We start from the raw sequence: 26,450 nt of genomic DNA, 5'->3' as shown, positions 1-26,450 counted from the left end.
CTTCCCCTCTACAGTCAAGTGGTCGGCTGTGAAGCTTCCGTCACTATTTCCGAGAACAGAATATCTCCTTGAACTGCCAGATTGCGCACATGATAGTAGTCGCTTTCTACGTATAGATTCCCTACGATTTTGCCTCCCCCACCTTGGAGAACTTGTTCCCCTATCTGATCGCCACCATTCACAAGATATAAATCTTGAACTTCAGTCACTTGACTCCCTGAAGCTGTGAACGTAACGGAAGCATTCTTCAATGCATTCTTATTAGCAACAGAAAACAGCTCTTTCAGCTGTGGTGTCACAGTATATTGCTGACCACCAATCTGAACGCTACCCTCTTTAATCGATTGAATTACCTGAGGCTTTGCTTCCGATTCAGGAGCCACAACGAACGAAAACTTGATATCCGCTTTTTGCAACTCACCTTTTTTGGAATGGATTCCTGGTCCTACGTACAATAGATACTTACCTGGTGCATAACTTGCAACAGGAACGACACGAATCGTCTTTCCTTCAACCACAGCATCCGTTTTCACGGGTGCCCCAGACTCCGTAACCACCCGAACATTGTCAGCAGTTACAGTCGAAGCATCGATGGTGTCCGAATAGGTCACTGTCCATGCTTTATTAACATCCGTTGTTGTCTTCGGAGCAATCGGCTCACTCCATGTAGGGATCGCAGCGCTCACTGCTGGCGCCAATCCTCCTAGCAATAAAACACATGCAAAAAGAAGACTCATTCCATTTTTAATCGATCTTATCATCCTCGTCATCACTCTTCCTCTCCCTGTATACATACCACTTATATACTACATTACAATAGGCCTATACTCAATATGAGAAAATTTTTTTAACGAGGTACCTGGACCACATACAATTCTGACACTATTCAGAACTCTACTTAACCCATCTCGACAACATCGGTCCACAAATCAGAGGTATTGTTCATCTGTCGTGAAATTAGCATACTCGGTACAATGAAATCATAAAAAAGCTTACCTGTACCGAGGTGCAAGTATCTTAGATTGGCAATCATCATGCAATTATTGGCGTTACAATTTCAGCTATGTCTTTGTAAGCAGAAAGAGCTCGCCATTCCCTCTTGGGGACGATGAGCTCTTTTGCTTTATCTGTAATAACTTGATGAATTCACTATAAATCAGTTTGAATTGTGATGGTCGTGCCACCTCTAAATCTACTGCATTTCCATCATCCATTCCAACATTTCTTCATTTTCTTCGTTACCAAACTTCTGTAAACAATATAAACCGTATCCGGCTGTCGTTTTTTCAAATGAAGGGGGCAGGCATGGCAAAGGGGCAGCAGACTAATATCCATGTAGGATTGTGGTTCCGAATACGGATTAATATAGAGTGGAAAAGAACTGTGGGGGAGTCTTTCAGATCATTGACCATCGGAATTCTTGTTTCAATGGGGTTTCTGTGGATATACCGGCTGACAAACAAGAGGGCAGCAGGATTGTCTACCAGTTTTGAGTAGTAGCGCCGTTGGTAAATGCGGCCGACATGACGGTATCGCTTGGAGCAGTAATCACTGTACCTGCGGTTGATCAGCTTCATGATTTTACTGAGATCCTCTTCTGACTTCATGAGGATATGAAAATGGTTAGACATGATACAGAATGCCATTATGGTAAAAGGACATCGTGTATATGCGTCTTCGATACAGCGCATGAGATGGTATTTATCCTGCGGGTCGTTGTAAATGTTGGCACGATTGTTGCCGCGCATAACAACATGAAAAAAGGCTCCTGGACGCCAGTTGCGTTTCTGTCTGGGAATCGTTAATCCCTCCTTCAGCTTTCTGACGTGCTGTGTATTCGTTGTGCATCCTGATGGAGGTCGGCCATCTGTTTCCAGTAGATTGCTTCTTCTATGGACGCTTCTGTTATGTATGGTACTTCTTCCAAATCATAAATGGCGCGGGCAAGACGGATCAGCTTCACCAAGGTCCGGTTACTCCATTTGTTGCTGAAACAAATCGTCTCCAGCAGGTAATTCTGTTGATCAGTCAGTCCGCAAGTGGCTAGCAACAGACTTCCAGCAACTGATGGAAGTCGGCAAGGGGGATCAGTTCTGCAGATAAAGCTTTCCCAATAACTCCAACATCAACGGGCGGCAGCAATACCTGCTTGAATCCGAGCAGAACCGCTTGCTGGATGGCAGGAATCAGTCCATGGAACGATTCCAGGCGGCCATCCAAAGAGAGTGACGTTAAAATGCATGTAGAAGTATCGAGCGGAATCGGTTCCTTCATCACTTCCTTGAGAACTGTACTAACATAGCCGCATCATAGCCGGTTCCCGTCTTACGCTTATCCGCCGGAGACAAATGCACCGTCACTTTCTTCATATCGAGATCCACATCCAGCGCATGCAGACAGCTCAGCACCCGTTCCTTCGATTCTTTGATCGATGCATCAGGCAGCCCCACAATCACAAACTCAACGTTTATCCGACCGGACATTTGCTTCCACCCGAACGATATGTCCTTTCATTCCTTCTAACCCGACACTCAGAACTTCCTGTCCCAAACATCTCATCCCGCTTTCTTTTCTTTCTCATTGCAAATAGTATATCTGAACTCGCAAGGCCAGCCAAAACGGTGTTTTCAAAGTATTTTATAATTCAGTGTCGGTACAAAAGTGATACGTATGGGGTTTAACGATACATTATTTGGGAGTGCTAATGACAAATTTGAACTTTGCTACGCAAAAACCTGCCAAAGTATGAAAGTGGATAAGTTTTGAATTGTATAAAGAATTTCACTGTCCCCCAGATGAAAAAATCCTCTAACCCGACTTCTCGAGTTAAAGGATTTCTAATTTCATTCTAGCATACAGAGTTGTCTGATTAGTGTCTTAATTGTGTGGGGTCCAGGTACTCAATTTAAACGTAATTAATCGATTCTGTAAATAATTCTTGTAACTCGCCTATATCCACTACCGATTGAATCATGGCTTGCATGTACCTATCACGATCAATCGTTTCATACGACCAATCTATCCCTCGCTTAATCGCATAGGCTCGTATATAGATACGTGTCGTTCTGCCATTTCCCTCTCTAAAGGGATGAAGCATGTTGAGTTCCGATTTAAAATAAGCTAAACGATTAGCCGCTTCTTTTAACGAATTCCAGGAGGGCTCTTCATTTAGCTCACGAAATAAATCTATAGCATAACTCTCTAAAAATTGAACCTGACAAAAGCGGGTGTTTCCCTTCATCAATTGTACATCTCGAAACTCCCCGGCAAACGGATAAATATCCTGGAATAAATAGAAATGCAGGTCTTGAAACCCCATCATTGTAAAAGAATCCACTGAGAATTCTCCTTGTTCCAATGCTGCTGCACGTAGTGAGAAAGACAATGATTCAGCCTTTTTCAACTCTTCTTGGGAATCAATCCCGAGCAAGTTATGTTGTAAAAGATAATTGTCGTTATCTCGTTCGTTATACTTTTCCATGTCGCAATACGTCCTTAATCAAGTTAGGAGAAATCGAAGCTTTTGCATTAATCAGCTCAACCACTCGTTTTTGCATATCGGGAGAAAGACTCAGATTTTCCAGATGAAGATTGTGCAAGACTCTTTTAAATTCCTTCGATTCCCGCGTTAATTCCTTCACAGTCAGTAACCCCCTTCTTCATGATATCCTTCCTTTCATTATACAATTTCTATTCAGTATTTGCCACTACAGCAAAGCTATACGCAGCAAAAAAACAGCCCCGATAAATAAGGCTGAAGTTGTTTCCTCTCTTTTATGATTTTATTTTCTCAGCAGCGACTCCACCTCCTGCTTGAAGCCGTATTTCTGCAAATACTCGATGATCGCGGCTTCCACAATCTCCCGCGTGTGATGTTCTATTCTTCGCTGAATTCGGAGGTCAGCTTGGCAATCAGGTCGTTCATGTAGATGGCCTTGGTTCGGACAAGTCCAGGCACCGCATATCTCGGAAGTTTTCCGTCTTCCCGAACGCCGGTCAGCAGATTATATACTTCGTCTCGTTTTTCATACAGGAAGCGGAGGAAGGTTCTCTAAAAAATCGGCGTATTCGCTCTACCCACAACTCTTTTCGTTCGTCTCTCGTCATAGAACCTCACCTCATTTTTCTGATGAGGAAAGTATCTCATGAGGGGAGACTGATTAGGAAGTGGGGAGTATTTGACGCTTACACGGAAAACAGAAAAGAGCCACCCGACCGGTTCCTCGATCAGAAGACTCCACCCCTTTCATTCCAGATGAGGAAAATCCCCTAACCCGACTTCTCGAGTTAAAGGATTTCTAATTTCATTCTATCATACAGAGTTGTCAGATTAGTGTCTGAATTGTGTAGGGTCCAGATACCTGATTTCATAGACAAGGGAATTATAACAGCAACTCGCTTTATGTCATGTCCTCCACCCATTCCATCACTTGGACGTTCTCTTCTTCTCCGAACTCTTGCAGGCAATAGTCAGTATATCCTTCGGTCGTTTTCTTGAAGGTTGGAGGAAGGCAAAGCGGAAGGAGATTGGTGTCGATGTAGGTAGGAGGAGTGCTATAAACCTTCGAATAAATTGGATAGGAACTGTGAGGATAATCGCGGAGGGCTTTCACCATCGGGATCTTTGTCTCAATTGGATTTCGGTGAATGTAGCGGCTGACAATTAGCAGCGCTGCCGGGCTGTCGATCTCTTTAGCGAAGTAGCGGCGCTGATAGATTCGGCCAACGTGACGGTATCGCTTGGAGTAATAATCGCTATAGCGGCGGTTAATAAGACTCATGATTTTACTGAGATTATCTTCTGACTTCAGGAGAATATGGAAGTGGTTGGACATGATGCAATACGCCAGGATGGTCAAGGGATAGCGTTCGTGTGCATCCGCGATACAGCGCATGAGATGATATTTGTCTTGGTCGTTATTGTAGACATTCGCGCGGTTGTTGCCGCGCATGATGACATGGTAATAGGCTCCTGGCCGCCAGTCTCTTTTGCGTCGAGTAATGATTGCCGCCCCCTTTCATTATCAAATCGTCGTCGAGCGATTGGTCTCGTGATGTAGGGATGCAAGACGTTTCCAGTGAACAGCTTCCTCAATTGCAGCATCCGTTATAGTTGCTGATCCGGCAAGATCTGCAATTGTCCGTGCAATTCGAATGAGTTTCACCTGTGTCCGGTTACTCCATTTTTCATGGAAACAAATACTTTCAAGCTGCTCTGTGTGTTCTTTCGTCAACCCACACTCCTCTATCAGGAGACTCCCTGGTACAGTTCCGTTTAGCCATCCACCTTTGTAACGACTCCACTGCAACTGATATGCTTGTTCCGTTCGTTTTCTAATGACCTCCGATCTCTCTGAGTGTTCTTCTTGCTTCAAGCCAACGCTGGTTAAAGATAGAACAAAATCAAGTCGATCCAATAGAGGGCCGGAAGCTTTCAGCTGATACGTGCGCACTTGTTGTGGCGAACAGCTACAATACCGTTCATTAGATCCAAAGTAGCCGCATGGGCATGGATTAGTCGCGGCAAGCAACGTGAAAGTGGCTGGATAGGTTACGGATTGGCGCACCCGGCTAATCGTCACTTCTCCGCTTTCCATCGGCTGTCGCAGCATATCGAGTGTCTTTCTTGAGAATTCACCAAGTTCATCCAAAAACAATACGCCGCGGTGAGCGAGTGAAATTTCACCTGGTTTTGGATAGGTTCCTCCTCCGATCAAGGAAATTGCAGAAGCAGAATGGTGGGGTGATCGATATGGAGGTCGTGAAGAAAATCCTCTGCGCTCTTTTGCCAAGTGATAGATACTATATACTTCAAGCATCTCCTCATTCCGTAAATCAGGTAGAATCGTATGAAATGTATCCGCTAGCATACTTTTCCCGCACCCTGGTGGCCCCGTCATCAGTACGTGGTGACCTCCCGCCGCTGCAATCTCAAGCGCCCGTTTCGCTTCCTTATGACCACGAACTGTCGAAAAGTCGGGAAGATACGCTAAATCCACAGCTTCCTCTTCTTTCACAAGTACTTTAGGCACATCCATCTCAAATGTCATCTGTCCCCGCAGGCAGTCGAGCAGTTGCTGCACATCCGCAAGCGGGATTAGCTCAGCAGTAAGGGACTGACCAAGGACACGGACATCTACAGGCGGCAGCAAAACCCGCTTGAACCCTAGCAGAACGGCTTGCTGGATTGCAGGAATTAGTCCATGGAACGATTCAAGCCGGCCATCCAAAGAAAGCGAGGCAAGAATGCATGTAGAAGAATCGATAGGAATCGGTTCCTTCATCACTTCCTTAAGAACGGCCACCAGCATCGCTGCATCATATCCCGTCCCCGTTTTCCGCTTATCCGCGGGAGACAAATGCACCGTCACTTTCTTCATATCCAGATCCACATCCAACGCATGCAAACAGCTCAACACCCGCTCCTTCGATTCTTTAATCGAGGCATCAGGCAGCCCAACAATCACAAACTGATCCTTATCCGACCGCACATTTGCCTCCACCCGCACGATATGACCTTTCATCCCCTCAAGCCCAACACTTAATATATCCTGCCCCATCCATTACACCCCGCTTCTCTTCTACCTCATTGCAGATAGTATATCTGAACCGGCATCACTTGCCAAAACAGGATTTTCGAAGTGTCCGACAATTCATGTGTACTACAAATACACTAACAAAGGCGTTTCTTACAAAAAAATTCCGGCCAAGCCCGGACAAACTTGAAGTTCGATACAATAAAAGCATGCAAAGTATGAGAATGGGGAATTTTATAAGTTGCTATGAAATCGAAGACCCTCTGTATGAAAAAGGGATATCTTCATAGTAGGAGATTAACAAAAAAGTTCTCATATCCATTTTGGGCTATTCAAAACTTAAAGAAGAGTTGAACCTGTTAGAATGGAAAAAGTCCTTTAACCGATTGCTCGATTAAAGGACTCTCCGATTCATTTGCATAGACAATTGTCGGAATAGTATCTGAATTGTGCGGTGCACAGGTATACGTTTTTATTTCCTTGAATCATGTATACATTTTCGTTATAATTGGTATAGATAGTAAAGAGAGAAGAGCGCTAACTCTTCCCTCCTGCAGCCTCAGCCGTTAGGGTGATGGTTGTCGAACAAAGTTTATTTGCGAGAACCACCCTTATGCTTCTGACGGCGAGGGGTGGTTTTCTTTTTGTTTAAAAAGGCTTTTTGAAAGAAATGCGAGCTTACCGCCCGTGTAACCCCCTTCAAAGCTTCTTTTAAAAACTCAAGAAAAAGTTCCATGATTATCACCTCCTTTCCAGTTACGGAAAGGACTTGCGACAACCTACCACCCCAACAATTTCAGCTACCTTCCCATTCTATCAAATTTCATCCCAAACAAAAAGTCCGATCACACGACCAACCTTTTAAAATTAATCTGCTAATGAAACCAACACTGTTCCCCTGAGTAAACAACTACGAATGACACAGTGGACCTGTCCCCTTGTGTTCCACTAACAGATTAGTAAACTAATTCAATGCATAACTGCAATAATTATCAGAATAGTGTCTGAATTGTATGGTGCACAGGTACTCTTTTTTATGTATCTTCATCAATATTCCCTCCAATTAAAATAAGCACAACTCCATTAAATGGAAATTACGCTAATTATTATTTCAGTATAATAATATATATTTGAAGGGTATGCAAAGACGTTTTAATAGAAAAAGCCCTCTAACCGATTGCTCGATTAGAGGACTCTTCGATTCATTTGCATACATAATTGTCGGAATAGTGTCTGAATTGTGCGGTGCACAGGCACCCTATACTTATATAATTAATCATAAACGTGTAGCTCGTCTTATGAGAGAAATGAATATTCAATCAAAAATCCGACGTAAAAAGTATACTAAAGAAGAGAAAACTAAAGTAGGCGGTTATATCTATCCCAATCTTCTTGAGCGTGATTTTAGTGCTTTACTTCCCAATCGCAAATGGGTAATGGACGTGACTGAATTTACACGAGGAGATGAAAAAGTTTATGTATCCGCAATAATGGATTTATACGATCGTAATCCTATTGGCGTCGTAGTAGGACGTTCTTCTAACAACAAGATGATGGAAGAAACGATTCGTAAAGCAATGCAAGAGCGAAACCTTAAAGACCTCTCGCAAGTCGTTATTCATACTGATCAAGGTAATGTTTATCGATCGCATCGTTATAATCAATTAACGCGTGAACTTGGTTTCCTTGCCAGCATGTCACGCAAAGCAAACTGTTGGGATAATGCCGTTATCGAAAGCTTCTTTTCACACTTTAAGACAGAATTACCCTATCATTATTCAATTGATACATCAGCACTTCTTGAGAGAGCTATTCCAAAATTCATCAAATATTATAAAGAAGTACGTAGTCAGAAACGGTTGGGTTATTTATCACCAAATGCATACCTAACTACGTATCTTGAAAGCGCCTAATCCGCACAATTCACTATGAAAGCTTGTGTCCATTTTTAAGGGGCTTGACTACAGGCACCCTATACTTATACTAATACAAATATCGTACCAAGCGGGGCGCTGCGTCGCCTATGCGTTATTTGATTGGGGGCTTACACCCTAAGTATTTTTTTCACGATGTCTCCACCAAAAGAAAAAGAGACCGCTATCCCGGAGGAAAAGCGATCTCTCTTTTCAACTCAGTCTACAATTCACAGAATTGTGTCTGAATTGTGTGGTGCACAGGCACCGGTTTTTTTAAGAAAGCGAGGCAAGAATGCATGTAGAAGAATCGATAGGAATCGGTTCCTTCATCACTTCCTTAAGAACGGCCACCAGCATCGCTGCATCATACCCCGTCCCCGTTTTCCGCTTATCCGCCGGAGACAAATGCACCGTCACTTTCTTCATATCCAGATCCACATCCAACGCATGCAAACAACTCAGCACCCGCTCCTTCGATTCTTTAATCGAGGCATCAGGCAGCCCCACAATCACAAACTGATCCTTATCCGACCGCACATTTGCCTCCACCCGCACGATATGACCTTTCATCCCCTCAAGCCCAACACTTAATATATCCTGCCCCATCCATTACACCCCGCTTCTCTTCTACCTCATTGCAGATAGTATATCTGAACCGGCATCACTTGCCAAAACAGGATTTTCGAAGTGTCCGACAATTCATGTGTACTACAAATACACTAACAAAGGCGTTTCTCACAAAAAAATTTCGGCCAAGCCCGCACAAACTTGAAGTTCGATACAATAAAAGCATGCAAAGTATGAGAATGGGGAATTTTATAAGTTGCTATGAAACCGAAGATTCTCTGTATGAAAAAGGGATATCTGCATAGTAGAAGATTAACAAAAAAGTTCTCATATCCATATCTCGATAGGGGTATGAGAAACTTATAGTAGGGCTGAACCTGTTAGAATGGAAAAAGTCCTTTAACCGATTTCTCGATTAAAGGACTCTTCGATTCATTTGCATACATAATTGTCGGAATAGTGTCTGAATTGTGTGGTGCACAGGCACCCTATACTTAATTTCAATTAAGAACAACACCCAAATGCTTTACCTAAAGGGTTTTCACATACTTTATTTTCTTATTTCAGTAAGATTTCATGACAGACCAAGCCTTCCCGTTTGATGTTTATGGAAAGTGAGGCTTCCCGACGGAAAAGACGTTTGGACTAGTAGCCCTAGCCTTTACATATATCACGAGAATCCTCACTATCTGAATTTCACAATGTCCCCTAATTAAAATTTCTAAAATTCAGTCTTGCATTTACAGGTTTTCCTTCCTGTATTTTACATTTCTACAAACGATTAATCGCATTCATTTTCTCTTCTCGTGTTGTCTGAATGTAGAATTTTGCGGTCATGTTGACGGTAGAATGTCCGGCGAGTTTACTGACAGTCGTCAAATCTACCCCTTTTTTCAACAACCTTGTGCAAAATGTATGTCTAAAAATATGTGGATGTAGCCAGAATCCCAATTCATTTGAAATCTTTGCAAGCCAATTTCTCACCGCATCCCGATGCATCTTTTCTGCACGCTGACTCACCAAAAGATAGTCACTTTGGTAGAAAACAGACGCAGAACGCTCTTCCTTGATGTACTCCCTTACCAACCGTAGCACTTCCGGTTTCAAGCCGATTTCACGTCTCTTTCCGCCTTTGCCGATGACTTGAAGATGACTGGTGAGGAAGTCAATGTCTGTGAGTTTGATGCTGACGAGTTCAGACACTCGAACGCCTGTGTATAACATTAGGTAGACAATGAGCTTGTTACGTGCGCTAACCTTGTTGCGGTTCTCGACAAAGAACAATAGCTGTTCCACTTGTTCCTCAGACAGACTCGTGACAGCTGCTTCACTTCCAGCGGCAATATGTATCTTATCCCGTTTCAATACGATGATGCTTTCACTTAGAATTCCCGTGGTTCTTAGAAAATCGTTGTACACTTTCAGACTGTTCACCTTCTTGTTGATGGTCGCGACTGCAAAGTTCTTCTGTAGTAAGTGGTCTTTAAAGCGAACGAATGAGAACCGCGACAATGGTTGTTCTTCACCTGCTGCTTTTTCCTTTAGGAATTGTTGGAACCCTTTTACGTCTGACACGTACGATTCTATCGTTCTAGGTGCACGTCCTTCTTCAAATAACCACTGTTCAAATGCTTCTATCGTTGATTGCATGACTGTTCCTCCTCCATTAAAAAAAGACCATGAGTACCTCAAAGAGAGGCATTCATGGTCTATTTCCGTTTGATGATGATGACTAGCAGTGTGACAACTAGCTCAATGACTGGTGCTGGAATCGTGATGGGTAGTTTAGGTAGCTTACTCATGACGATTTCCTTTCCGGTAGCTTCTTACTAATTTCTTGAAATGAAGCGAGTTCCTTACTGACTTCCGCTAGTACTGTTACCAATATGGCTAGTGCTGATTTCTTCCACATGAAAAGCATCTCCTTAGAATTTGAATGGTCATTACAGTTTGATGATGGAATGTGCAAACAGACAAACTCACGACAGTATTATATTTCTGTCGTGTCTTTTTAGCCTGTGAAAACCGTCAAATTATTGTCCTAGCAACCTTCTCGTCCAATTCTTCTTTTGCAAAGTAGAACGGTCGTGAGATTGCTAGGATAGTTGTCTAGTTCTGTCGTGAGTATTAGTCGATGATTGACAGCAATTTTCTCAGTTGGACTTCATCGTTTTTTGTAATGACTTGCAGACACCATTCCGGTGAATTCGGATAGAATCCAATCGTTCCACACCAAACATTCTTTTCGCTATCTTCTACAATCATCAATTCGTAGAGCAATGTACTTGGAATTATTTCAAACAGTTCTCGTGGAATGAATGCCGCGTCTACTTCATCCATACCTAGCTCCAATCCTTCTTTACTTACGTCTTGTGCAGTGACCTTAACTCCATAGTCTTTTCGCAAGGTATGAACAAACCAATTGACTTCACTGGAAATGAGCTTGGCTAGATGTGAATTGGATTGTGCAGACTGTGTGAGTGATGTTTCTGAGGTGTGTTGAGTGTTCGTGTACGGGTTAGTTTCTTTCATGGTTTCTCCTCCTAAATTAGAAAACGTCCTCACCCGGTTGAATGGATGAGGACGCTTCGTGTATTCAGGATTATAATATCTATTTGAAATGCTAGTTGGTACGGTTGTGATTGTAAAAGAAAAGTCCTCTAACCGATTGCTCGATTAGAGGGCTCTCCAAATCATTCACATATCGAATTATCTGATTAGTGTCTGAATTGCGTTACGCACAGGTACACACACTTTAGAGATTAGTAAATTGCTTTAATTGAATCAAATTTAAGAACGTTATCGTTAGCATCTGTAACTTTTGTTCCAGTTGTAGTCGGTGTAGGATTCAATTTAACAGTAATTCCTTGCGCAATTTGTGCTGCAGTTAATGAAACAGTTAGAGTTGCTTTGTTTGTAGTGTTACTAGATAAATCAGCATTAGCTGTAGGTACTGCAACTGTTGAACCACCAACAAATACTTCAAAGATATTCAAATCAGCATTTGTTGCTTCAACTACTTCTGAGAATGTAAGTTCAATACCTGTCGCAGAACCTCCTGCAGCTGATACAAACTTAGCGCCTGTAACAGTTGGTGCAACGTTTTCAGTTAATGAAACATTTTCTGTGTATGTGTTTTCTAAAGCTAAACCATCTTTAGCTTTAACGTTCTTTACAGAAACTTCGTATGAACCATCTAACTTAACTGAATCTTGAGCTAATGTTAGATAAACGTTGTAGTTACCACCAGAGTTTTGATTAATTACAGCCTTTTCAACTGTAGCGCCCTGAACAGTATAGTTAGATGCTAATTCAGCACTAGCTACATCTAACTCATTCTTGAATTCTACTTTTAGAACTCTATTAGCTGGAACTGTTGCTGATGCAGGTACCACTGTAACGTTTCCTGCAGCTGCCTTCATTTCTTGAGTAACTTTTACCGCACCTGGAACCGCTACTGTTAAGTTTTTAACAACTGCGTTTGCATTTCCAAAGTTATCATCAACTAATGCTGCATCAAGGTCAGCAGTATATGTTGCTCCTGATGCAAGTGTAGCTAATGGGATTTGAATCGCTTTTGACTTACCGTTAACTGGTGCATGAAGCGCCATTGCCGTATGTGCTACTGTTACAGTAGCAGTTTCACCATTTGCTTTCTTAGTAGTGAAGACAGCGTTACCAGTCTTAAGATTTACTTCTTCATTAAAGTTAACAACAAGGTATTCCGCTTTATTAATAGTCTTGACTTCAGTTGAAGCTACAACTGGTTTAGTAGTATCTGCTTTAAAGTTAACAAGTTTTGTAGTAGCATCCACAGGGTTACCAGACAAATCTAAGAAAGCACCTGCTGCAACGTCAATTTGGTCAATTCCTGAAGAAGTAATACCAGTCACATGTACTAATGAAGCATCTTTAGCATCAACAGTTACATTGCTAGGTGTAGTACTAGCAGTATTTACTGTAATATCTGTTCCTGCAAATCCTGCTTTTTTAACAACTTTTTCTGAGAATTTAATTGAGAATGAAGTAGAAGAAGTAGGTGTAATTGTTTCGATTGCCGGTTTCACTTTATCACTGTCATCTTTTTTAACTGTTACTGTTATTGGATTTGGTGATGATAGGTTACCATTCATATCTTCAATACCTACAAAAGTAATTAAGATATCTTTATTAGTGTCTACAGCACCTAAAGTAACAGTAATATCTTTACCTTCTCCTGTTAATGAATCAAGTCCTAATAGATTTAATGCCACTGGAGTTCCATCAGCATACTTAGCTGTTACTGAAGCTGTTGTGCGATTTATAACTTCAGAGAAATTAACTTTAGCAGTTGTGTTGTTTGTATATGTTGTCCCAACTAGAGTAGGCTTCACAGTATCTTTAGCTGTTATAACTTCCGCATAGTTTCCTAGTTTATTTCCATTTAAGTCTTCAACTTTATCAGCTGCCATATTGAAATCATAGCGACCATTAAATTTAGCTGCTGTTGCTGCAGTTAAAGTCAATACTTTACCATCTTCTGATAATGAACCTGTTAAAGTACCAGGGTTAGAAGCAGCTACAGAGTTTGTAGTTAAAGGTGTTACAGTGAAAATATTAGATACTAGTGTTCCAGCCGCCACATCACTGATAACTGAGCTTGTTTTCACAGGCTTGTTAAATGTTACTTGTACTTCTTTAGCGTTAATCGCCTTTAAACTTTTAAAGAATAAAGCATCATAATTGCAAGGTTTTTTATTATGTGATATTTACTATTAAATGAAATATATACCTTTATTTATTTAAACTTCCAAGATGCAACTGCCTAATGATCCTTACTTGTCTTCGATCTTTCTTGTATTCTTTTGTTAAATGACGGCTATATTGTACACTATAGAGACAATCATATATGGGGAGATGGTTAAATGAGATCAGTCGATGAGATTGAACCACTTCTTGACCAATTGGAACATTGCATTGCGGATGACTTAGAAGATCAAGATCTTGATTTTAAAGAGTGGGATAACAGAAGCTTCAATGATAATGTCAAAAAAATAATTCATATGGCCATTTGCATGGCAAATGGCGGTGGTGGACATGTTGTTTATGGTGTAGCGGACAAAGTTCAAAAACGAATAAATGCAATCAGAGGGGTTCCTAGCGATTTAGATTTATATGCCCTACAACAAAGAGTTTATGAAAAGACCGATCCCCATTTATCTGCTGTTTTCAAGCTCATTTCCGTTCCAGAAGGAACAGGAACATTACTTGTAGTTAGTGTTACCGGTGAAATGGCCCCTTACACAAATACGGATGGCTCAGCAAGCATACGGAAGGGAGATCAATGCATTCCTTTGACGGGCTCTTTGCGAAAAGAAATGGTTGGATCTTCAGTTGCTCTAGATATTACTGCTGAGATTATTCCTGAAGAATGGACAAGTCTCGTTTCAGCCGCAGCATTGGAAAAAGTGAGAGAAAAGATGGTAGAGGTTAGCGTGCCAGAAGACTTATTGAATATGGATGATTTAAATCTGTTGAAGTCTATTGGAGCTTTAAAAGGACGTTATTTCACAAAAGGAGGATTACTCATTTTTGGTAAAAGTGAGGCAATCCAAAGATTACTACCAGAGTACAGATGGGCGTATAGAAAAATGAGAAATGATACAGATTACATTGGCCGTGATGAAGGGTATCAACCTATACCCGTTGCTCTCCATGAGCTTGAACGTTATCTAGCAACCAATAACCCAATAATTACTGTGGAATCAGGATTGTTTCACCAGGAATTCAGTACCTATCCTAAAATCGCAATCAGAGAGGCTTTAATGAATGCGTTTACTCATCGTGATTATAGAATTTTTGGCACAGTAATGCTAAAACAATACCCCGACAAGCTTATCTTAACTAATCCCGGCTCATTTATTGGTGGAATTAATTCTGAAAACATTTTACATCATCCTTCAGTTCCTCGTAATCATCATCTAATGGAACTTCTTGATCGATTACACTTAGTAAACCGAACGAATATGGGCGTTCCTCGCATTTATCGTTCTCTATTAATTGAAGGTAAAGAGCCTCCTAGTTATCGAGAAATTGGAAATAGTATTGAATTAAACTTAATCGCATCATCACTTTTTCCTGATTTCAAAAAATTTATATCTGATTTATCCAAAAAGGGCGTATCTCTAGATGTTGATCATCTTCTGATTCTTCAGTACTTACTCAGACATGAACAAATAGATACTCATATAGCTATGAGAGTCGCTCAACGCGGACAAGATCAAGCAAGAGAACTTTTAAGCAATTTAACAAATGATTTACGTCTTCTTGAAGCAATAGGCAGAGGCAAAGGACGTTACTATACCCTTTCAAAGATTACTTCTGATGCTCTGAAAGGTAAGATGAGTTATGAACGTCAAATTAATTTGGATGACGAAGCCGTTAAGATGAGAATTTTAACCCTTTTGAGAGATGAAGATCTTACAAATAAAGATATTAGAGACATGACAGGTTGGGATAGAAAAAAAGTTTATAGCATTGTCAAACAGCTTGAATCTGAGGGTGTCGTAATGTTAGGTATAGGGAGAGGAGCTAAATACACTTTGCTTCCTAAGACAGACTAGTTTTCAAATTTCATATATAGAACGGAACAATTAATGGTCCATTTCGGACCTTTAATGACAGTTTGGGACAATTAATTGTCCTGTAATGGGACTAAACTTTATAATGAATTTCTTAAAACGCTGATATAACAGTGTTTCTACTCTTTTTTAAAGGACAATTAAAGGACAATTAATGGTCCTTTAATTGTCCTTTTCCTAAATAATAAATACTCGATATAATTTCCTTTCCAATTCCACCGTCATTATAGTCACTTTCTATAATCATAAGCAGTTCTTTGATTTTCATTTATTTTTCTGTATTATTCCGTATAGTATAAAGGAGTGTTTTCAGAATTATGGCATGTCAATTGGATTCACTGATTTACGAAGAACAAAATGATGTCAATTATGATGTTGATTCATCGCCCCTCGCATGGGAACATTACAAAAAGGTATACGATACAAAACAGTGGCCGTTAATAGCTAAATTCGATTTAAATAATATACGACTACGTAGGTTCAAACATGAGAATATTACGTATACTAGACTTTTAGTACGTATCAAAATAGATAGTTCCTCTTTCAACGAAGAGAGAAAGTGGTCAAAATTCACTTTAGGTGGAGATTGTGATTTTAACTTTAACGAGAAAAAAGTATCTAAATTCAAAAAAATATTAGGAGAAAGCAACGAGCTTTTAAATTATTGTTCTAGAAGACATCACACACTTCTGAACTTCTCAATCATGCCAGCAACAGGCGGAATGAACAGTTTTAAAGGTATTAAACCATTTGATAGATTAGATACTTTTGTTTATCATCTAAATCAATATTATACTAAAAAAGACGAATTAATACTCAGTAATTCTAGATACAATAAGCAACCACTAATAGACTTTCTAAATACATTTGATAACATCTATGATTATTGTAAAAAAATCTATTTTCTCAGTAATAAGGATTTTGTCGATAGACTAATTCTTGAAGGTGAAAGACCATTACTAGTTCCTAAAGACGTTGTTAGATATATGCAATTAGCCAAAGATTATTGGAATGAAAAGGAAAACTCCTGGAATGAGATGAATTTATATGACAGTAATCCAGATAGTAATAATCATTAAAATTGAAATGATTCTCTTTTGCGCTCAGAATATTACCTTTTCTGCACCATCATACGTAACTTCCAAATTTTATTGCACTAACGTAATACAGAACTATATATCTTACTGATGCTACTTCGCATAATTTTCTAACGCTGTTAAAGCTCGACATTAAAGAACGAGATGCGTTTTCTTCACGCAGCTTCGCACATCAATTATCCTAAAGCTCAAATAAGTAATCAAAGATACACAAAAGGCTCCAGTTTGAATGATCAACCTGGGGCCTTTAGATTTTACTTATGGAAATAAATTTGTTTTCCGCTTATAATGTCGCCTCTTATATCTAAATACAGATAATCATCGTTTTTAACAGCTGATTTAGAGCAATTCACTACCGATAACACCGTTGCCTTATTCATACCTGCATCTATAGATTTTTGAAAGTTCTCTGCGATTTCCTTTTGACGAATTTGAAAACTTACACTTAGGATTTCTTTATGTCCGTGTTCGTTTCTATCTCTTTCAAATGGTTTCTTGAGCGTCAGAACGTATAAGGTATCATGTACTTTACGAATAGAATACATCCCTTCTATACAAACGATTTTATTCGTATCCTTTTGTCCATAATTAAAACACTTTTTTAATTGCCCAGTTTCTTCTTCATAATAAAATTGACTCCAATTCACCTTTTGTCCATTGATTTGAAGAGTTATTAAATTACGTATTTGACTGTCACGAACGTCATTCTCGTCACTTTCTTCCAGCATCTTTTTTATTTCGACAATGCGTTTAAGCGTCCTAATATAGGATGTGAATCGATTTTCTAGATTCTGATTACTTAAAAGAGAAGTGGGTTTATTTTCAGCTTGTCTATTTGAAATAGACATTCCTCTACGTTCTTTGTTATTTAAATCAATCTGAAATAGGAACTTGCCTTCACCGATCTCAGTGAATGCTCCATCTGAATCTTTACATAGTTGTCGAAACAGTCCAATCCCATTGAATTTGCAATCCGCTTTATGATTCCAAGTTGCTCTTAAATGAGATCGTCTACTGTTTTTAATAGATGCCGAGACATATGAAATTTTATTTTGACAATCAACGCAACTTAATGTGTCTTTCAAATCCTGATTATTGTCTAATTCATCTAAACTCATTATTACACCTCGGGAATTAGCAACGGTCATCCGAATATTCAAATCTTCTATTCTCCTTAATTTTATTCACATTTTATTTAGCGCTACAATCAACTCTTCTCCTGACGGATCAATATAAATAGCAGTTGTTTCTATTTTTTCATGTCTTGCTAATCGTCGAATGATTTCTATCGGGGTTCCTTGCCTTGCAAGGTTTTTGCAAAAACTATGTCGAAAACGATGTGGAGAAACTGATTCCATTCCTGCTAGCATTCCGTACTTCTGTATGAATTTGTGTATACTTCTCACGTTTAACTTATCGGAACGCTCTGATACAAAAAGGTAAACTGAATCTATGTGGATTTGCTTTGAGGATTGCTTTCTAAGCTTCATCCACTTTTTTAAATTATTAGCATGCTTATGGACTAGCTTTACTACGGCATACTTTGCTTTCTTTCCATCTCGAATGATTATTCTTATATTCTTTCCTTCAGGAGATATATCTTCCATGATTAAATCAGATACCTCCTGAACCCGTAAGCCTGTATACAACATCAAATCTATAATGGCAGCATTACGAATACGCAACCATTCATTTGGTTCAAGTTCAGCAAAAGCTAGAAAACGATCCTGCTCTTTATACGAGAGCCACTTGTTGTCTTCACTAAAGTTTTCTGATACAGCAATCCGTTTGATGCGGATCATTGGATTGAGCTTTAAGCGTCCCGAGTCTTCAACGTAAATGTATAAAGATTTCAATGCAGCAATGTATTTATTTACCGTTACTGCACTTAACATCTTCTCATGTCGTAGATGCGTTATATAATCCTTAATAGTAATTGGCTTTGCCGACAAAACTTTATCTTCGCTACCTAACCATTCACAAAACTCAAATGCAATATGCTTATAGACGCTAACCGTCTTCTTGTCTTTTGCTTCCTCAGTTAAATAATTCGAGAATGAATTTACAAGATCCAAATTCTTCACTTCCCCCATTATCGTTCTCGGTACTACTAAATTTAATCGCAACCCTGTTCTCGGAACAATCTACAGGGATTTTAATTAGGATTGTTCCGAGAAGGGCTATTCTAAGAACACTAAAGTCTCACTTACTTTTAAATAGCGCTTTGATTTCATGTACATATCCATATTTTTGTAAAAAATCGATAATTGCAGTTTCGAAGATTTCACGTTGCTTTATATTTTTCTCTCTAGAAAACTCAACTATTAAGCTATTTAACAAATGACTCATGTGAATGTTCTTCCCCTGCGGTATGCCAGGAATCAGATATCTTGGTATTTGCTCGACAATTTCCGAAGCTGTAATAGTCTTAAAATCTTCTACATCATTTGTTTGTAAGCCACTAATCTTCTCATAATTTCGTTCTTCTAGGCTCCATTTGTATCCCTTCTGTTTCATGTAATCTGCTAAGGATCTATGATCAGTAAAGAATAACTTTGTTGCAATAGATTTTGCGTCTAACCCTTGGCTAAATAGATCTAAAATTTGTAATGCCTTTCCTGTATGAACTTCATGAACCTCTGAACTTGATATAATACCTTCTTTTTGTATATACGTTTTCATTTCAGGGGACCAAGTATAGTTTTTACGTCGCATGTACGCATCTACCGATCGGTAATCACTATGACCATATTTACTCGCTAAATCTTCACGTGTGCTACCTTGTTTTAGCAATAGTAGAATCTCTGTGGCTCGATCTACATCATGTAATTCAGAAACCATTGTTTTTTCCTCCCTTTACTCTAATAAGTCAACCGCATTGCGCAAGTCAACTGTCATCACGTTTAAATATATGCTAGTGGTCCGTAAGCTCGCATGTCCTAGTAGTTTTTGAATGACAACTATATTAACATCACGTTTCAATAGGTTTGTCGCAAAACTTCGTCGGAGTGTATGATTGGTAACTTTCTTTTCAATGCCGATTAATTTGCCTGTTTTCTTTATCGTAAGATTGACGTACTGCGCTGATAATCGTCCTGTTTTTGTAGTTGCAAAAAAATATTCTGAATCAGATTTTCTAACAGTTTCTAAATACTCAATAATCTCCGGCTTCAGAGATTTTGCTAGAGGTAATTTTCTATACTTCCCTCCTTTTGCTTCAATCACATGAATTACATCTAACTCCAAATCAACTGCTGATGTTTTCAACTCAACTACCTCATTTATCCTCATACCTGTTTTGGCCATTAACAATATCGCCATTCTTAAAATCGGTTTTTCCACAGCTTTTAACAGCTGATCGATTTCTTCTTCGCTTAATGAATCTTTTTGCTGTTCAATCACTTTCGCTGCATCAATTAATGCCGCTGGATTTTTTTCGACCCACTCATTCTTGAGTGCATACGTAAACATGGAATTAAGACTGGATAAGTACCTGTTCCTACTACGAGGTTTCAACTTCCTTTCTTCCGTCAAATAGTGCATATACTTCTCAACATCATTCATAGAAATTTCATCAATGTAGACAGAGCCATTAAAGTGTTCAATAATGAATACTTCAAATTGTTTTAAGTCTCTCATATAGCCTCTACAGGTTTCTTTACTAAAGCCCCTGATCTTGATAGATTGTAAATAGGCTTCTGAAACCTCTTCATAAGTCATGCTAATTCCCCCATCTCATCCAGATCAATTCCGTTATTAAAGCGATAACTAATTGCCCTGAAAATCAATCTTCGGTTCTTATCGTCTAACTTATCTATTAAGGTTAAGTCGATTTTGTTATTGGCACTGTATAGATGTAATACAAAATCTAGGAAGAATTTCTCTGTAGTTGACCAAGATTTTGAAACTCGAATGAGTTCAATTGTATTGAGAATTCCTGCATGCTTGTCTATACAGTAAGCATATTTTCTAAGTTTAGGATGTTCAGAAAAGATGAACGAAATTGTATTCCATTCTCTAATATGCATAATATTTCCTCCCTATTTAACAAAACAGTGATTATTATTGCTTGTATCGTTAATAAATAAAAGGGGTTACTGAATCTTCGATATCGTATGGATTCTACCGTGTGATTTTCGAACGTACTCGTAAGTCATGCCATTTTTCAAAAGAGTGGGTTGCATACGATCCATTAGATTTTTAAAATGATTTGCCTTGACCCAATTTTTGTCTTTAAAGTCTTCTTGTGAAACAAAAGTCTTTAGTAAGGTTAGAACTTCATCCGCTGTCCCTTCTATTATTTCACGAGTCATTAAACATTTTTCTATCGCTAACCCAATTAAGCTACCTTCTAAAGCATCCTTTGCAGCTACAGAATGATTACTCTCAAAAGCCCTCATAAACGCACCTTCTTCAAATCCAAAGTGCTTCTCCGCAGCTACAGATAACAATGCAAAGTCAGCTAAGCGTGGTAGATTATCAATCTTAATTGTCGGTAGGTCGGTTATGGATTTGCATAAAACGTCTATAAATGCTCCAAATATTCTTGGCTTTGCCTCGTCAAACTGTTCCCAGAAAGTTTTCTCATCTTTTCTTCTACCTCCTAATACAGGTAAATTGATTATGATGGATCTACTTGCGAAGTCCGAACGATGGGCAATATAATCAATACCATTAACAATTGCCGGTCTCATACTAGACATTATAAATTCTTCACCATTCGTATAATAACTACGAGTAGATATCGCTGCGCCTGTAGAAAGCTTACACAGACTATCCGACGCTTCGTTACTAATATTCGACACATTGTCAAATACTGGAAGAATCGTTTCTTTTGAAAAGATTAAAAGGTCATCCTCATTCCTAGATAGAGATGCAATCTCTACAGTTTGGGGATCTACCAATCTTTTTATCACCCTTGAGTGTGTACTCTTTCCATTACCTGATATCCCTTGAAAAACGAGTATTGGAAAAGGCCCCTTTGACCTCAATACTGTCAATATAAAGGATACAAACAGAACCCAATCATGTCCTTCAACGTTAACAAAGCGTTTTAACTCATCAATACTTCCGTTTCTAACTGGCATTGGCATCTCCAATAGTTTGGAAGGACGTATGAATTTGATAGGACAACGATTGTTCTCAATCACTCGCCACCCACTAGTATCGATTTCAACAACTTGCCTTTTTGAATTAGCTAAGTCAATATAAAGCTTTCCACTCTTTTCCGCTATTCGAATAGCAACGTTTTTAATGTTCTCAGACGTCAGTTCTTCACGTGCAGCCACCATGTCAATCGCATCAGTTAATAAACCCGATGAAGGTGCTTTACCGATAAGCTCAAAGAATTCCGCACGTAACCACTTCTTAAACATTGCACTTTTCACTGCAAGATTTTCATGGATATTTCTTATGGGAATTGTGGCGTAAACTTCAGATGTCTCAGTAACAAAAAATTCTTCTGCGCAATATGCTAATTGAATCATGACTTGACCAAAAGTAAGTCCATTCTGTTCAAAACTTTGTTGAACAAGTTCTTTTTTTGTGAGTTGCGTACTAGATTTATTTGCCTCAGCATTATTTAATAGCTTATCATCCATCACGATTTTGCTCCTTTAACAATTGCCACACTTCACTTTTCGAAATATTATAAATCCTTTGCAGAAACTGAATTCCATTTCCCTTTCCACAACCCGCAAAGCATGACCAACTGCCTGTATGAACGTGAAAGCTAAAGGAGTTATTTCGATCATCGTGAAAAGGACATCTGCAACTTACCCATTCCTTTCCCTTAATATTAGATGTATGTTTAGTTAAATGCGCTAGCCAATGAATAGATCTCAGATTGATGCCATTATCATTCTGTCTATTATTCTTTTCGTCATTCAGATATACTGATGGGGAAGGTAGGATAGTTCTATGTTGCGCCAACAACATTTTAAACCACTCTGGTATTTTTGCCTTCTTGACACAATTGGGGGAGAGTATCCACTCATAGTATCCCCCTTTTGTATTTTTGGATGGCGGTGCTACACATTGTTTTTTATCTGATAAGATATCAATTCCACCCCACAATTTCATTGAAGCAACTTCTGGGTCGTAATCAAAATAGATATGAATACCTCTCCCAGTTTTCACCATCCAAGTCTCTGGTAGATCTCCGTACTCCCTTAACCTTTCTAGTAGTATCATGTCATCTACATCAACCACAATACATTTTGATATTGCTCCTGTAAGAATTCCGATGTTTTTGTTTGCGTATGTGACCACTTTACGATTTCCAACTTCAATCCCATGAAGGATATCTTCTTTACTTATCCCGCATTTCACAAACCTATTTGGCCAATTCTTTATGAGTGGTCTTTTACCATTCAATGGCATTGGTACTAGTTGCAATTCCAGTAGATTTAATGCTTCATCAACCATTATGTTGTTTTCCACCTGATCACTCCCTCGTAATAATTCCATACTTCCTTATGGTGCTAGCACATACATTACGCATCACCCCTTTCAATTAGATAATCCAATCACCTTCAATTTGAGCATACCTCAAATTCAAAATACTGCAAAAAAACCAAGAAACTTTCTTTGAGAATAAAAGTTCTATTCATAGAAAACATCTTCTTTATAAAAATGATCTGGAATTTTTAAATAAGTTTCTATACAAGAATACTCAATGGTTTCAGATATTTTAGCCAATGGAACTGTAATTGTTTTATTCAAATTGAAAGTATCTAGATTCAAAGGTATATGGGGATGCTGACTTGAAGGTGTAAAAACGATAACACTAACGCCAGATGATTTTAATCCTTTCATTCTTAAGGTCTCTTCAATTTTAGGTATTAAATTACAGTTACTTAAATATTCTACTAAGAATGTACTGTCAAAACATCCAGAGATCCCTGCAAAATATAGTTGCGCTTTATTACCTGATTGTCCTATAAAGAAGTTACTTTTTGTTCCGTTCCCCAGCTTCAATTGCTTAATCTCTTCATATTCCACGTTCCATTGGTCGACAAAGTATTGTAGACGGTTATAATAATTCTCACGATTAAGTTCATGTAATAGAGTTTCTTCAATACTGTCTGACGTTGTTAAAATTAATTTGATATTTTTCTTAAACTTATATAGTACTTTTAAGAATGCACCTAAAATATTTTCCCACCTTCTCCTAACACCGTGATTTCTAACCTTCGACTCTACTACAAAAATTATTCCTCTAAGACACTCCTTATCCTGCTGCAACTCTAGATATTTTTTATAAGTCTCAAACTTCGCACAGAGTTGCTCGTGACTCTCAGTACCTCGATCGATTTCAATGGTAAACAAATTCCCATTTAATAAGATTTCAGCATCTGGTCTATATCTGCTTACCTTTCCATCTACTTTGAATTTCTTAGCCGCATATAAATTATTCCGATGTTTAACTTCATAGCTAAAATAGTTTTCTTCCTCAAAAATATGAATACTTATGAAAAAGTCTATCAGTTGCAAATGGTGGTCGAGTTGCTTCAAGGGAGGTGTATACAGTTCGTATGAAAACTCTGAACTGGAGCTCTCTTCGGTTCCTGCCGGTAACCAACCATCATTCGACTGACCTAATCCAATATCTAGTAAGTCTAATGTGTAGTTGTAGCCCCATTGGGATAAATAGAAAATAGAAGAGCCTCTAAGTTGATTTGTAGAGCGATAAGAAGTAACCAAGTTTCGCTTACGCAAAGCTGATAAATAATTATATATAGATTTTTCCTGAGAAGTACTTAGTTCTTTCACGTTAAACACGAACTTAGCTAATTGTTTCGCGGTCATACCTCGATATAGATGAAGTAATTTAAGTAATTCATTGGATCTATCTGATAAGTTGTAAGTGCTAAATGATGACACAAGTAAGCCTCCTTAAAATTTCAAATAAAAAAGCACCAGAAGGCATGCAAATGCATGCTTCCTGGTGCTTCCATGGAAGTTATAAACTAAATATATTAATCTAATTTATTTAATAAATGATTCGTCTTTATTAGATATACAGTGACAAGATTACTTAGTAATATACTACATCTAAAATAACATATTAGATCCCAGACTGTCAACACTAAAAAGTTTATTTGTTTACTCATCAATCGCTGGATAAGATAAATACTCAGTAGCTGTGTTTTGCAAAACCGGTATACATAAGTTTGCAATTACGACTATACAATATTCCAATTTGACATAGAGCCTCTGTTGGCATGGTTCCTAATCCAGGGGCTAGATTAGCCTGCGAAAGCGATGAGTACCTACTCTCCAAGTAGAGTTGAAAAAATATGTACTTTCATTTTGCACTATACGTTAAAAGATAAAAAGGTCCGAATACTTCTTTATTTTAATTCCGATATCAATTCAGAAAACTATTCCATGAATAATCGGTGTTTATCTGCATCCCTAAAAAAGATAAAGTTTAAACATCGATTTTCATATTTGTGTAAATACACATGTCCGTTAAATGACTCGCTGCCAATTAGAACTATTTTCTCGCCACTGATAAAATTAAACAGTAAACAAGATTTCCTACTCTATTACTAAGTAATCTATATTACCTCATGGATTACTTAACAAAAGAGTGCTGTCTCATGGACTTTTCTGCATTCATCCAGCCATTAACAAAATCCCCGACAATATTGCCCTTGAATTGACTAATATACGACTGCAATTAAATTCCCGGAGCTATTAATTATGAGATATTATTGTAAGGTAAACGGCTTATAACTCGTAATATTAATTTTTCTGTATTGTATGGACAATCCTATTTCAGATTCCAAGTTATTGACTATTCACATCAAGCTTATACTACAATCTACATATTGAGAGAATTTCGAAAGAATGAATAGTTCTCAAAAGATTATAGTGAATTCATTTACTCCCTATACGAGAGAGCCCACATTTAACGTTTGCAAATTGAGAATTGTTGATTAACAAATGACATTCATGACGGTTATGACGATGAAATGGCAGCATTTAAAGACTGTATGAAAAACCATTGTACAGAGTTGAGCAATTTAAAGTACACATTTTTGAAACCTTGATATGGCTCTCAATGGCTATGCTCTACACGCCAGTAATAAGTCACAGCAAGAGCTTTCTGCTTCTGGGGAGACCCAAACTACCTTTCCATAGTCGTAACGTATAATATGGTTGCAACACAGTCCACACACTCTCGCTAGACTATATGTCTTAATGCATTTTTCATAAAGCGACATTAAATTATCTGAGTACCATTCTTTAGATTTTAAAATCTTATTTTAAAAAGGAGCTACATACAAATGAATGATAACTTCCCTATGGATTTCAAAATTACACTTCATAGTGCAGATGAATTAAATCGTTTGATCGATTATCTTGCTCAATCTGAATTCGAATTATGTTTATCACCAATGTCTAATTTTAATGAATCTAGTAATGAACGAGATACCAGCAAAAGAAAAACTTTGCAACGTTTAACTCCCCACAGTAGTGATCTTGCAGAGAGAGCTAGAGTCTTTTTAAATACAAAAGACATCACTGATTTTCGAGCAAAATCATCTCCATTAGACCAGATACTAAAAGACCGTGAAGATTTCCTAAAGAGGTTTATTGAGATTCGAAATGAATCTAAAAGTGATTGATATCAAATTTGAATTCTATTTGATTTATACACTAGGTTTATATTAATCGCCTAAAATTGTCATGTATGTATGTATG

General features: G+C 38.5%; 26 protein-coding genes. 4 read left to right on the top strand and 22 right to left on the bottom strand.

Annotated elements, in window-relative coordinates:
• Window positions 1–14: 14 nt before the first annotated feature.
• The 10 genes from PGH26_RS02120 to PGH26_RS02080 all read right to left on the bottom strand — a co-directional run bounded on the left by PGH26_RS02120 (window position 15) and on the right by PGH26_RS02080 (window position 7,272).
• Entirely contained in the window at window positions 15–770 is a 756-nt protein-coding gene (locus PGH26_RS02120; RefSeq protein WP_323692389.1) for an Ig-like domain-containing domain, read from the bottom strand.
• Window positions 771–1,286: 516 nt separating this feature from the next.
• Complete coding sequence (locus tag PGH26_RS16155; RefSeq protein WP_431312514.1) at window positions 1,287–1,748, bottom strand: transposase; 462 nt, start codon at window positions 1,746–1,748, stop codon at window positions 1,287–1,289.
• A gap of 65 nt (window positions 1,749–1,813) precedes the next feature.
• Window positions 1,814–2,050: a magnesium chelatase subunit ChlI family protein gene (locus PGH26_RS02115; protein WP_323692388.1), complete on the bottom strand. Its 237-nt coding sequence runs from the start codon at window positions 2,048–2,050 to the stop codon at window positions 1,814–1,816.
• Entirely contained in the window at window positions 2,044–2,274 is a 231-nt protein-coding gene (locus PGH26_RS02110) for a hypothetical protein (protein ID WP_323692387.1), read from the bottom strand. Before PGH26_RS02110 ends, PGH26_RS02115 begins: the two co-directional genes overlap by 7 nt.
• Complete coding sequence (locus tag PGH26_RS02105) at window positions 2,274–2,483, bottom strand: magnesium chelatase domain-containing protein (protein WP_323692386.1); 210 nt, start codon at window positions 2,481–2,483, stop codon at window positions 2,274–2,276. Before PGH26_RS02105 ends, PGH26_RS02110 begins: the two co-directional genes overlap by 1 nt.
• Window positions 2,484–2,905: 422 nt before the next feature.
• Window positions 2,906–3,481, bottom strand: a complete 576-nt coding sequence (locus PGH26_RS02100) for a Fic/DOC family protein (protein WP_323692385.1) — start codon at window positions 3,479–3,481, stop codon at window positions 2,906–2,908.
• Window positions 3,468–3,641: a Zn-dependent hydrolase gene (locus PGH26_RS02095; protein ID WP_323692384.1), complete on the bottom strand. Its 174-nt coding sequence runs from the start codon at window positions 3,639–3,641 to the stop codon at window positions 3,468–3,470. Before PGH26_RS02095 ends, PGH26_RS02100 begins: the two co-directional genes overlap by 14 nt.
• 759 nt (window positions 3,642–4,400) lie before the next feature.
• Window positions 4,401–5,003 carry a transposase gene (locus PGH26_RS02090; protein ID WP_323693449.1) on the bottom strand — a complete coding sequence of 201 codons (603 nt, stop codon included), beginning with the start codon at window positions 5,001–5,003 and terminating at the stop codon, window positions 4,401–4,403.
• 21 nt (window positions 5,004–5,024) lie between these two features.
• Window positions 5,025–6,560, bottom strand: coding sequence for a YifB family Mg chelatase-like AAA ATPase (locus PGH26_RS02085; RefSeq protein ID WP_323692383.1), 1,536 nt, complete (start codon window positions 6,558–6,560; stop codon window positions 5,025–5,027).
• Window positions 6,561–7,128: 568 nt separating this feature from the next.
• Window positions 7,129–7,272, bottom strand: coding sequence for a hypothetical protein (locus PGH26_RS02080; RefSeq protein WP_323692382.1), 144 nt, complete (start codon window positions 7,270–7,272; stop codon window positions 7,129–7,131).
• Between the two features lie 403 nt (window positions 7,273–7,675).
• Here PGH26_RS02080 and PGH26_RS02075 point away from each other — a divergent pair, with 403 nt between their 5' ends.
• Window positions 7,676–8,449: an IS3 family transposase gene (locus PGH26_RS02075; protein WP_323692381.1), complete on the top strand. Its 774-nt coding sequence runs from the start codon at window positions 7,676–7,678 to the stop codon at window positions 8,447–8,449.
• A gap of 276 nt (window positions 8,450–8,725) precedes the next feature.
• On the opposite strand, the gene PGH26_RS02070 is transcribed toward PGH26_RS02075, so the two are convergent.
• The 4 genes from PGH26_RS02070 to PGH26_RS02055 form a co-directional block, all read right to left on the bottom strand.
• Window positions 8,726–9,058, bottom strand: coding sequence for a magnesium chelatase domain-containing protein (locus PGH26_RS02070; RefSeq protein WP_323692380.1), 333 nt, complete (start codon window positions 9,056–9,058; stop codon window positions 8,726–8,728).
• A 732-nt stretch (window positions 9,059–9,790) separates the two neighbouring features.
• On the bottom strand, window positions 9,791–10,669 hold the full coding sequence (locus PGH26_RS02065) for a tyrosine-type recombinase/integrase (protein ID WP_323692379.1): 879 nt from the start codon (window positions 10,667–10,669) through the stop codon (window positions 9,791–9,793).
• Window positions 10,670–11,146: 477 nt separating this feature from the next.
• The gene (locus PGH26_RS02060; RefSeq protein ID WP_323692378.1) at window positions 11,147–11,551 is read right to left on the bottom strand and encodes a hypothetical protein; all 405 of its coding nucleotides are present in this window, start codon (window positions 11,549–11,551) and stop codon (window positions 11,147–11,149) included.
• Window positions 11,552–11,781: 230 nt separating this feature from the next.
• Window positions 11,782–13,707 carry an Ig-like domain-containing protein gene (locus PGH26_RS02055; protein ID WP_323693448.1) on the bottom strand — a complete coding sequence of 642 codons (1,926 nt, stop codon included), beginning with the start codon at window positions 13,705–13,707 and terminating at the stop codon, window positions 11,782–11,784.
• Between the two features lie 216 nt (window positions 13,708–13,923).
• On the opposite strand from PGH26_RS02055, the gene PGH26_RS02050 reads away from it, so the two are divergent.
• The gene (locus PGH26_RS02050) at window positions 13,924–15,621 is read left to right on the top strand and encodes an ATP-binding protein (protein ID WP_323692377.1); all 1,698 of its coding nucleotides are present in this window, start codon (window positions 13,924–13,926) and stop codon (window positions 15,619–15,621) included.
• A 335-nt stretch (window positions 15,622–15,956) separates the two neighbouring features.
• A complete protein-coding gene (locus PGH26_RS02045; RefSeq protein ID WP_323692376.1) occupies window positions 15,957–16,718 on the top strand; it encodes a hypothetical protein in 762 nt (253 codons plus the stop codon).
• Between the two features lie 272 nt (window positions 16,719–16,990).
• Here the strand turns inward: PGH26_RS02045 and PGH26_RS02040 are convergent, their stop codons facing one another.
• The 8 genes from PGH26_RS02040 to PGH26_RS02005 all read right to left on the bottom strand — a co-directional run bounded on the left by PGH26_RS02040 (window position 16,991) and on the right by PGH26_RS02005 (window position 24,620).
• Entirely contained in the window at window positions 16,991–17,896 is a 906-nt protein-coding gene (locus PGH26_RS02040; RefSeq protein WP_323692375.1) for a hypothetical protein, read from the bottom strand.
• A gap of 24 nt (window positions 17,897–17,920) precedes the next feature.
• On the bottom strand, window positions 17,921–18,820 hold the full coding sequence (locus PGH26_RS02035; protein WP_431312513.1) for a tyrosine-type recombinase/integrase: 900 nt from the start codon (window positions 18,818–18,820) through the stop codon (window positions 17,921–17,923).
• A gap of 118 nt (window positions 18,821–18,938) precedes the next feature.
• Window positions 18,939–19,577, bottom strand: coding sequence for a hypothetical protein (locus PGH26_RS02030; RefSeq protein ID WP_323692373.1), 639 nt, complete (start codon window positions 19,575–19,577; stop codon window positions 18,939–18,941).
• A 15-nt stretch (window positions 19,578–19,592) separates the two neighbouring features.
• Window positions 19,593–20,456, bottom strand: coding sequence for a tyrosine-type recombinase/integrase (locus PGH26_RS02025; protein WP_323692372.1), 864 nt, complete (start codon window positions 20,454–20,456; stop codon window positions 19,593–19,595).
• Window positions 20,453–20,764 carry a hypothetical protein gene (locus PGH26_RS02020; RefSeq protein ID WP_323692371.1) on the bottom strand — a complete coding sequence of 104 codons (312 nt, stop codon included), beginning with the start codon at window positions 20,762–20,764 and terminating at the stop codon, window positions 20,453–20,455. Before PGH26_RS02020 ends, PGH26_RS02025 begins: the two co-directional genes overlap by 4 nt.
• Window positions 20,765–20,830: 66 nt before the next feature.
• Window positions 20,831–22,336 carry a hypothetical protein gene (locus PGH26_RS02015; RefSeq protein WP_323692370.1) on the bottom strand — a complete coding sequence of 502 codons (1,506 nt, stop codon included), beginning with the start codon at window positions 22,334–22,336 and terminating at the stop codon, window positions 20,831–20,833.
• The gene (locus PGH26_RS02010; RefSeq protein ID WP_323692369.1) at window positions 22,329–23,177 is read right to left on the bottom strand and encodes a bifunctional DNA primase/polymerase; all 849 of its coding nucleotides are present in this window, start codon (window positions 23,175–23,177) and stop codon (window positions 22,329–22,331) included. Before PGH26_RS02010 ends, PGH26_RS02015 begins: the two co-directional genes overlap by 8 nt.
• Window positions 23,178–23,339: 162 nt before the next feature.
• Window positions 23,340–24,620, bottom strand: a complete 1,281-nt coding sequence (locus PGH26_RS02005; protein ID WP_323692368.1) for a replication-relaxation family protein — start codon at window positions 24,618–24,620, stop codon at window positions 23,340–23,342.
• Between the two features lie 1,412 nt (window positions 24,621–26,032).
• On the opposite strand from PGH26_RS02005, the gene PGH26_RS02000 reads away from it, so the two are divergent.
• The gene (locus PGH26_RS02000; RefSeq protein ID WP_323692367.1) at window positions 26,033–26,374 is read left to right on the top strand and encodes a hypothetical protein; all 342 of its coding nucleotides are present in this window, start codon (window positions 26,033–26,035) and stop codon (window positions 26,372–26,374) included.
• Window positions 26,375–26,450: the final 76 nt, after the last annotated feature.

Source organism: Sporosarcina jeotgali (genome assembly GCF_033304595.1).
Taxonomy (GTDB): Bacteria; Bacillota; Bacilli; order Bacillales_A; family Planococcaceae; genus Sporosarcina; species Sporosarcina jeotgali.
This window is presented reverse-complemented; position numbering and strand designations above follow the sequence as displayed.

Bases quoted from the DNA above. Each gene is read 5' to 3' on its own strand.
- PGH26_RS02070 (WP_323692380.1), bottom strand. From the start codon at position 9,058: ATGGGGCAGGATATATTAAGTGTTGGGCTTGAGGGGATGAAAGGTCAT.
- PGH26_RS02065 (WP_323692379.1), bottom strand. From the start codon at position 10,669: ATGCAATCAACGATAGAAGCATTTGAACAGTGGTTATTTGAAGAAGGA.
- PGH26_RS02085 (WP_323692383.1), bottom strand. From the start codon at position 6,560: ATGGGGCAGGATATATTAAGTGTTGGGCTTGAGGGGATGAAAGGTCAT.
- PGH26_RS02000 (WP_323692367.1), top strand. From the start codon at position 26,033: ATGAATGATAACTTCCCTATGGATTTCAAAATTACACTTCATAGTGCA.
- PGH26_RS02050 (WP_323692377.1), top strand. From the start codon at position 13,924: ATGAGATCAGTCGATGAGATTGAACCACTTCTTGACCAATTGGAACAT.
- PGH26_RS02105 (WP_323692386.1), bottom strand. From the start codon at position 2,483: ATGTCCGGTCGGATAAACGTTGAGTTTGTGATTGTGGGGCTGCCTGAT.
- PGH26_RS02075 (WP_323692381.1), top strand. From the start codon at position 7,676: ATGCAAAGACGTTTTAATAGAAAAAGCCCTCTAACCGATTGCTCGATT.
- PGH26_RS02060 (WP_323692378.1), bottom strand. From the start codon at position 11,551: ATGAAAGAAACTAACCCGTACACGAACACTCAACACACCTCAGAAACA.
- PGH26_RS02100 (WP_323692385.1), bottom strand. From the start codon at position 3,481: ATGGAAAAGTATAACGAACGAGATAACGACAATTATCTTTTACAACAT.
- PGH26_RS02030 (WP_323692373.1), bottom strand. From the start codon at position 19,577: ATGGTTTCTGAATTACATGATGTAGATCGAGCCACAGAGATTCTACTA.
- PGH26_RS16155 (WP_431312514.1), bottom strand. From the start codon at position 1,748: ATGCGCGGCAACAATCGTGCCAACATTTACAACGACCCGCAGGATAAA.
- PGH26_RS02020 (WP_323692371.1), bottom strand. From the start codon at position 20,764: ATGCATATTAGAGAATGGAATACAATTTCGTTCATCTTTTCTGAACAT.
- PGH26_RS02120 (WP_323692389.1), bottom strand. From the start codon at position 770: ATGACGAGGATGATAAGATCGATTAAAAATGGAATGAGTCTTCTTTTT.
- PGH26_RS02045 (WP_323692376.1), top strand. From the start codon at position 15,957: ATGGCATGTCAATTGGATTCACTGATTTACGAAGAACAAAATGATGTC.
- PGH26_RS02110 (WP_323692387.1), bottom strand. From the start codon at position 2,274: ATGAAGGAACCGATTCCGCTCGATACTTCTACATGCATTTTAACGTCA.
- PGH26_RS02080 (WP_323692382.1), bottom strand. From the start codon at position 7,272: ATGGAACTTTTTCTTGAGTTTTTAAAAGAAGCTTTGAAGGGGGTTACA.
- PGH26_RS02025 (WP_323692372.1), bottom strand. From the start codon at position 20,456: ATGACTTATGAAGAGGTTTCAGAAGCCTATTTACAATCTATCAAGATC.
- PGH26_RS02015 (WP_323692370.1), bottom strand. From the start codon at position 22,336: ATGGATGATAAGCTATTAAATAATGCTGAGGCAAATAAATCTAGTACG.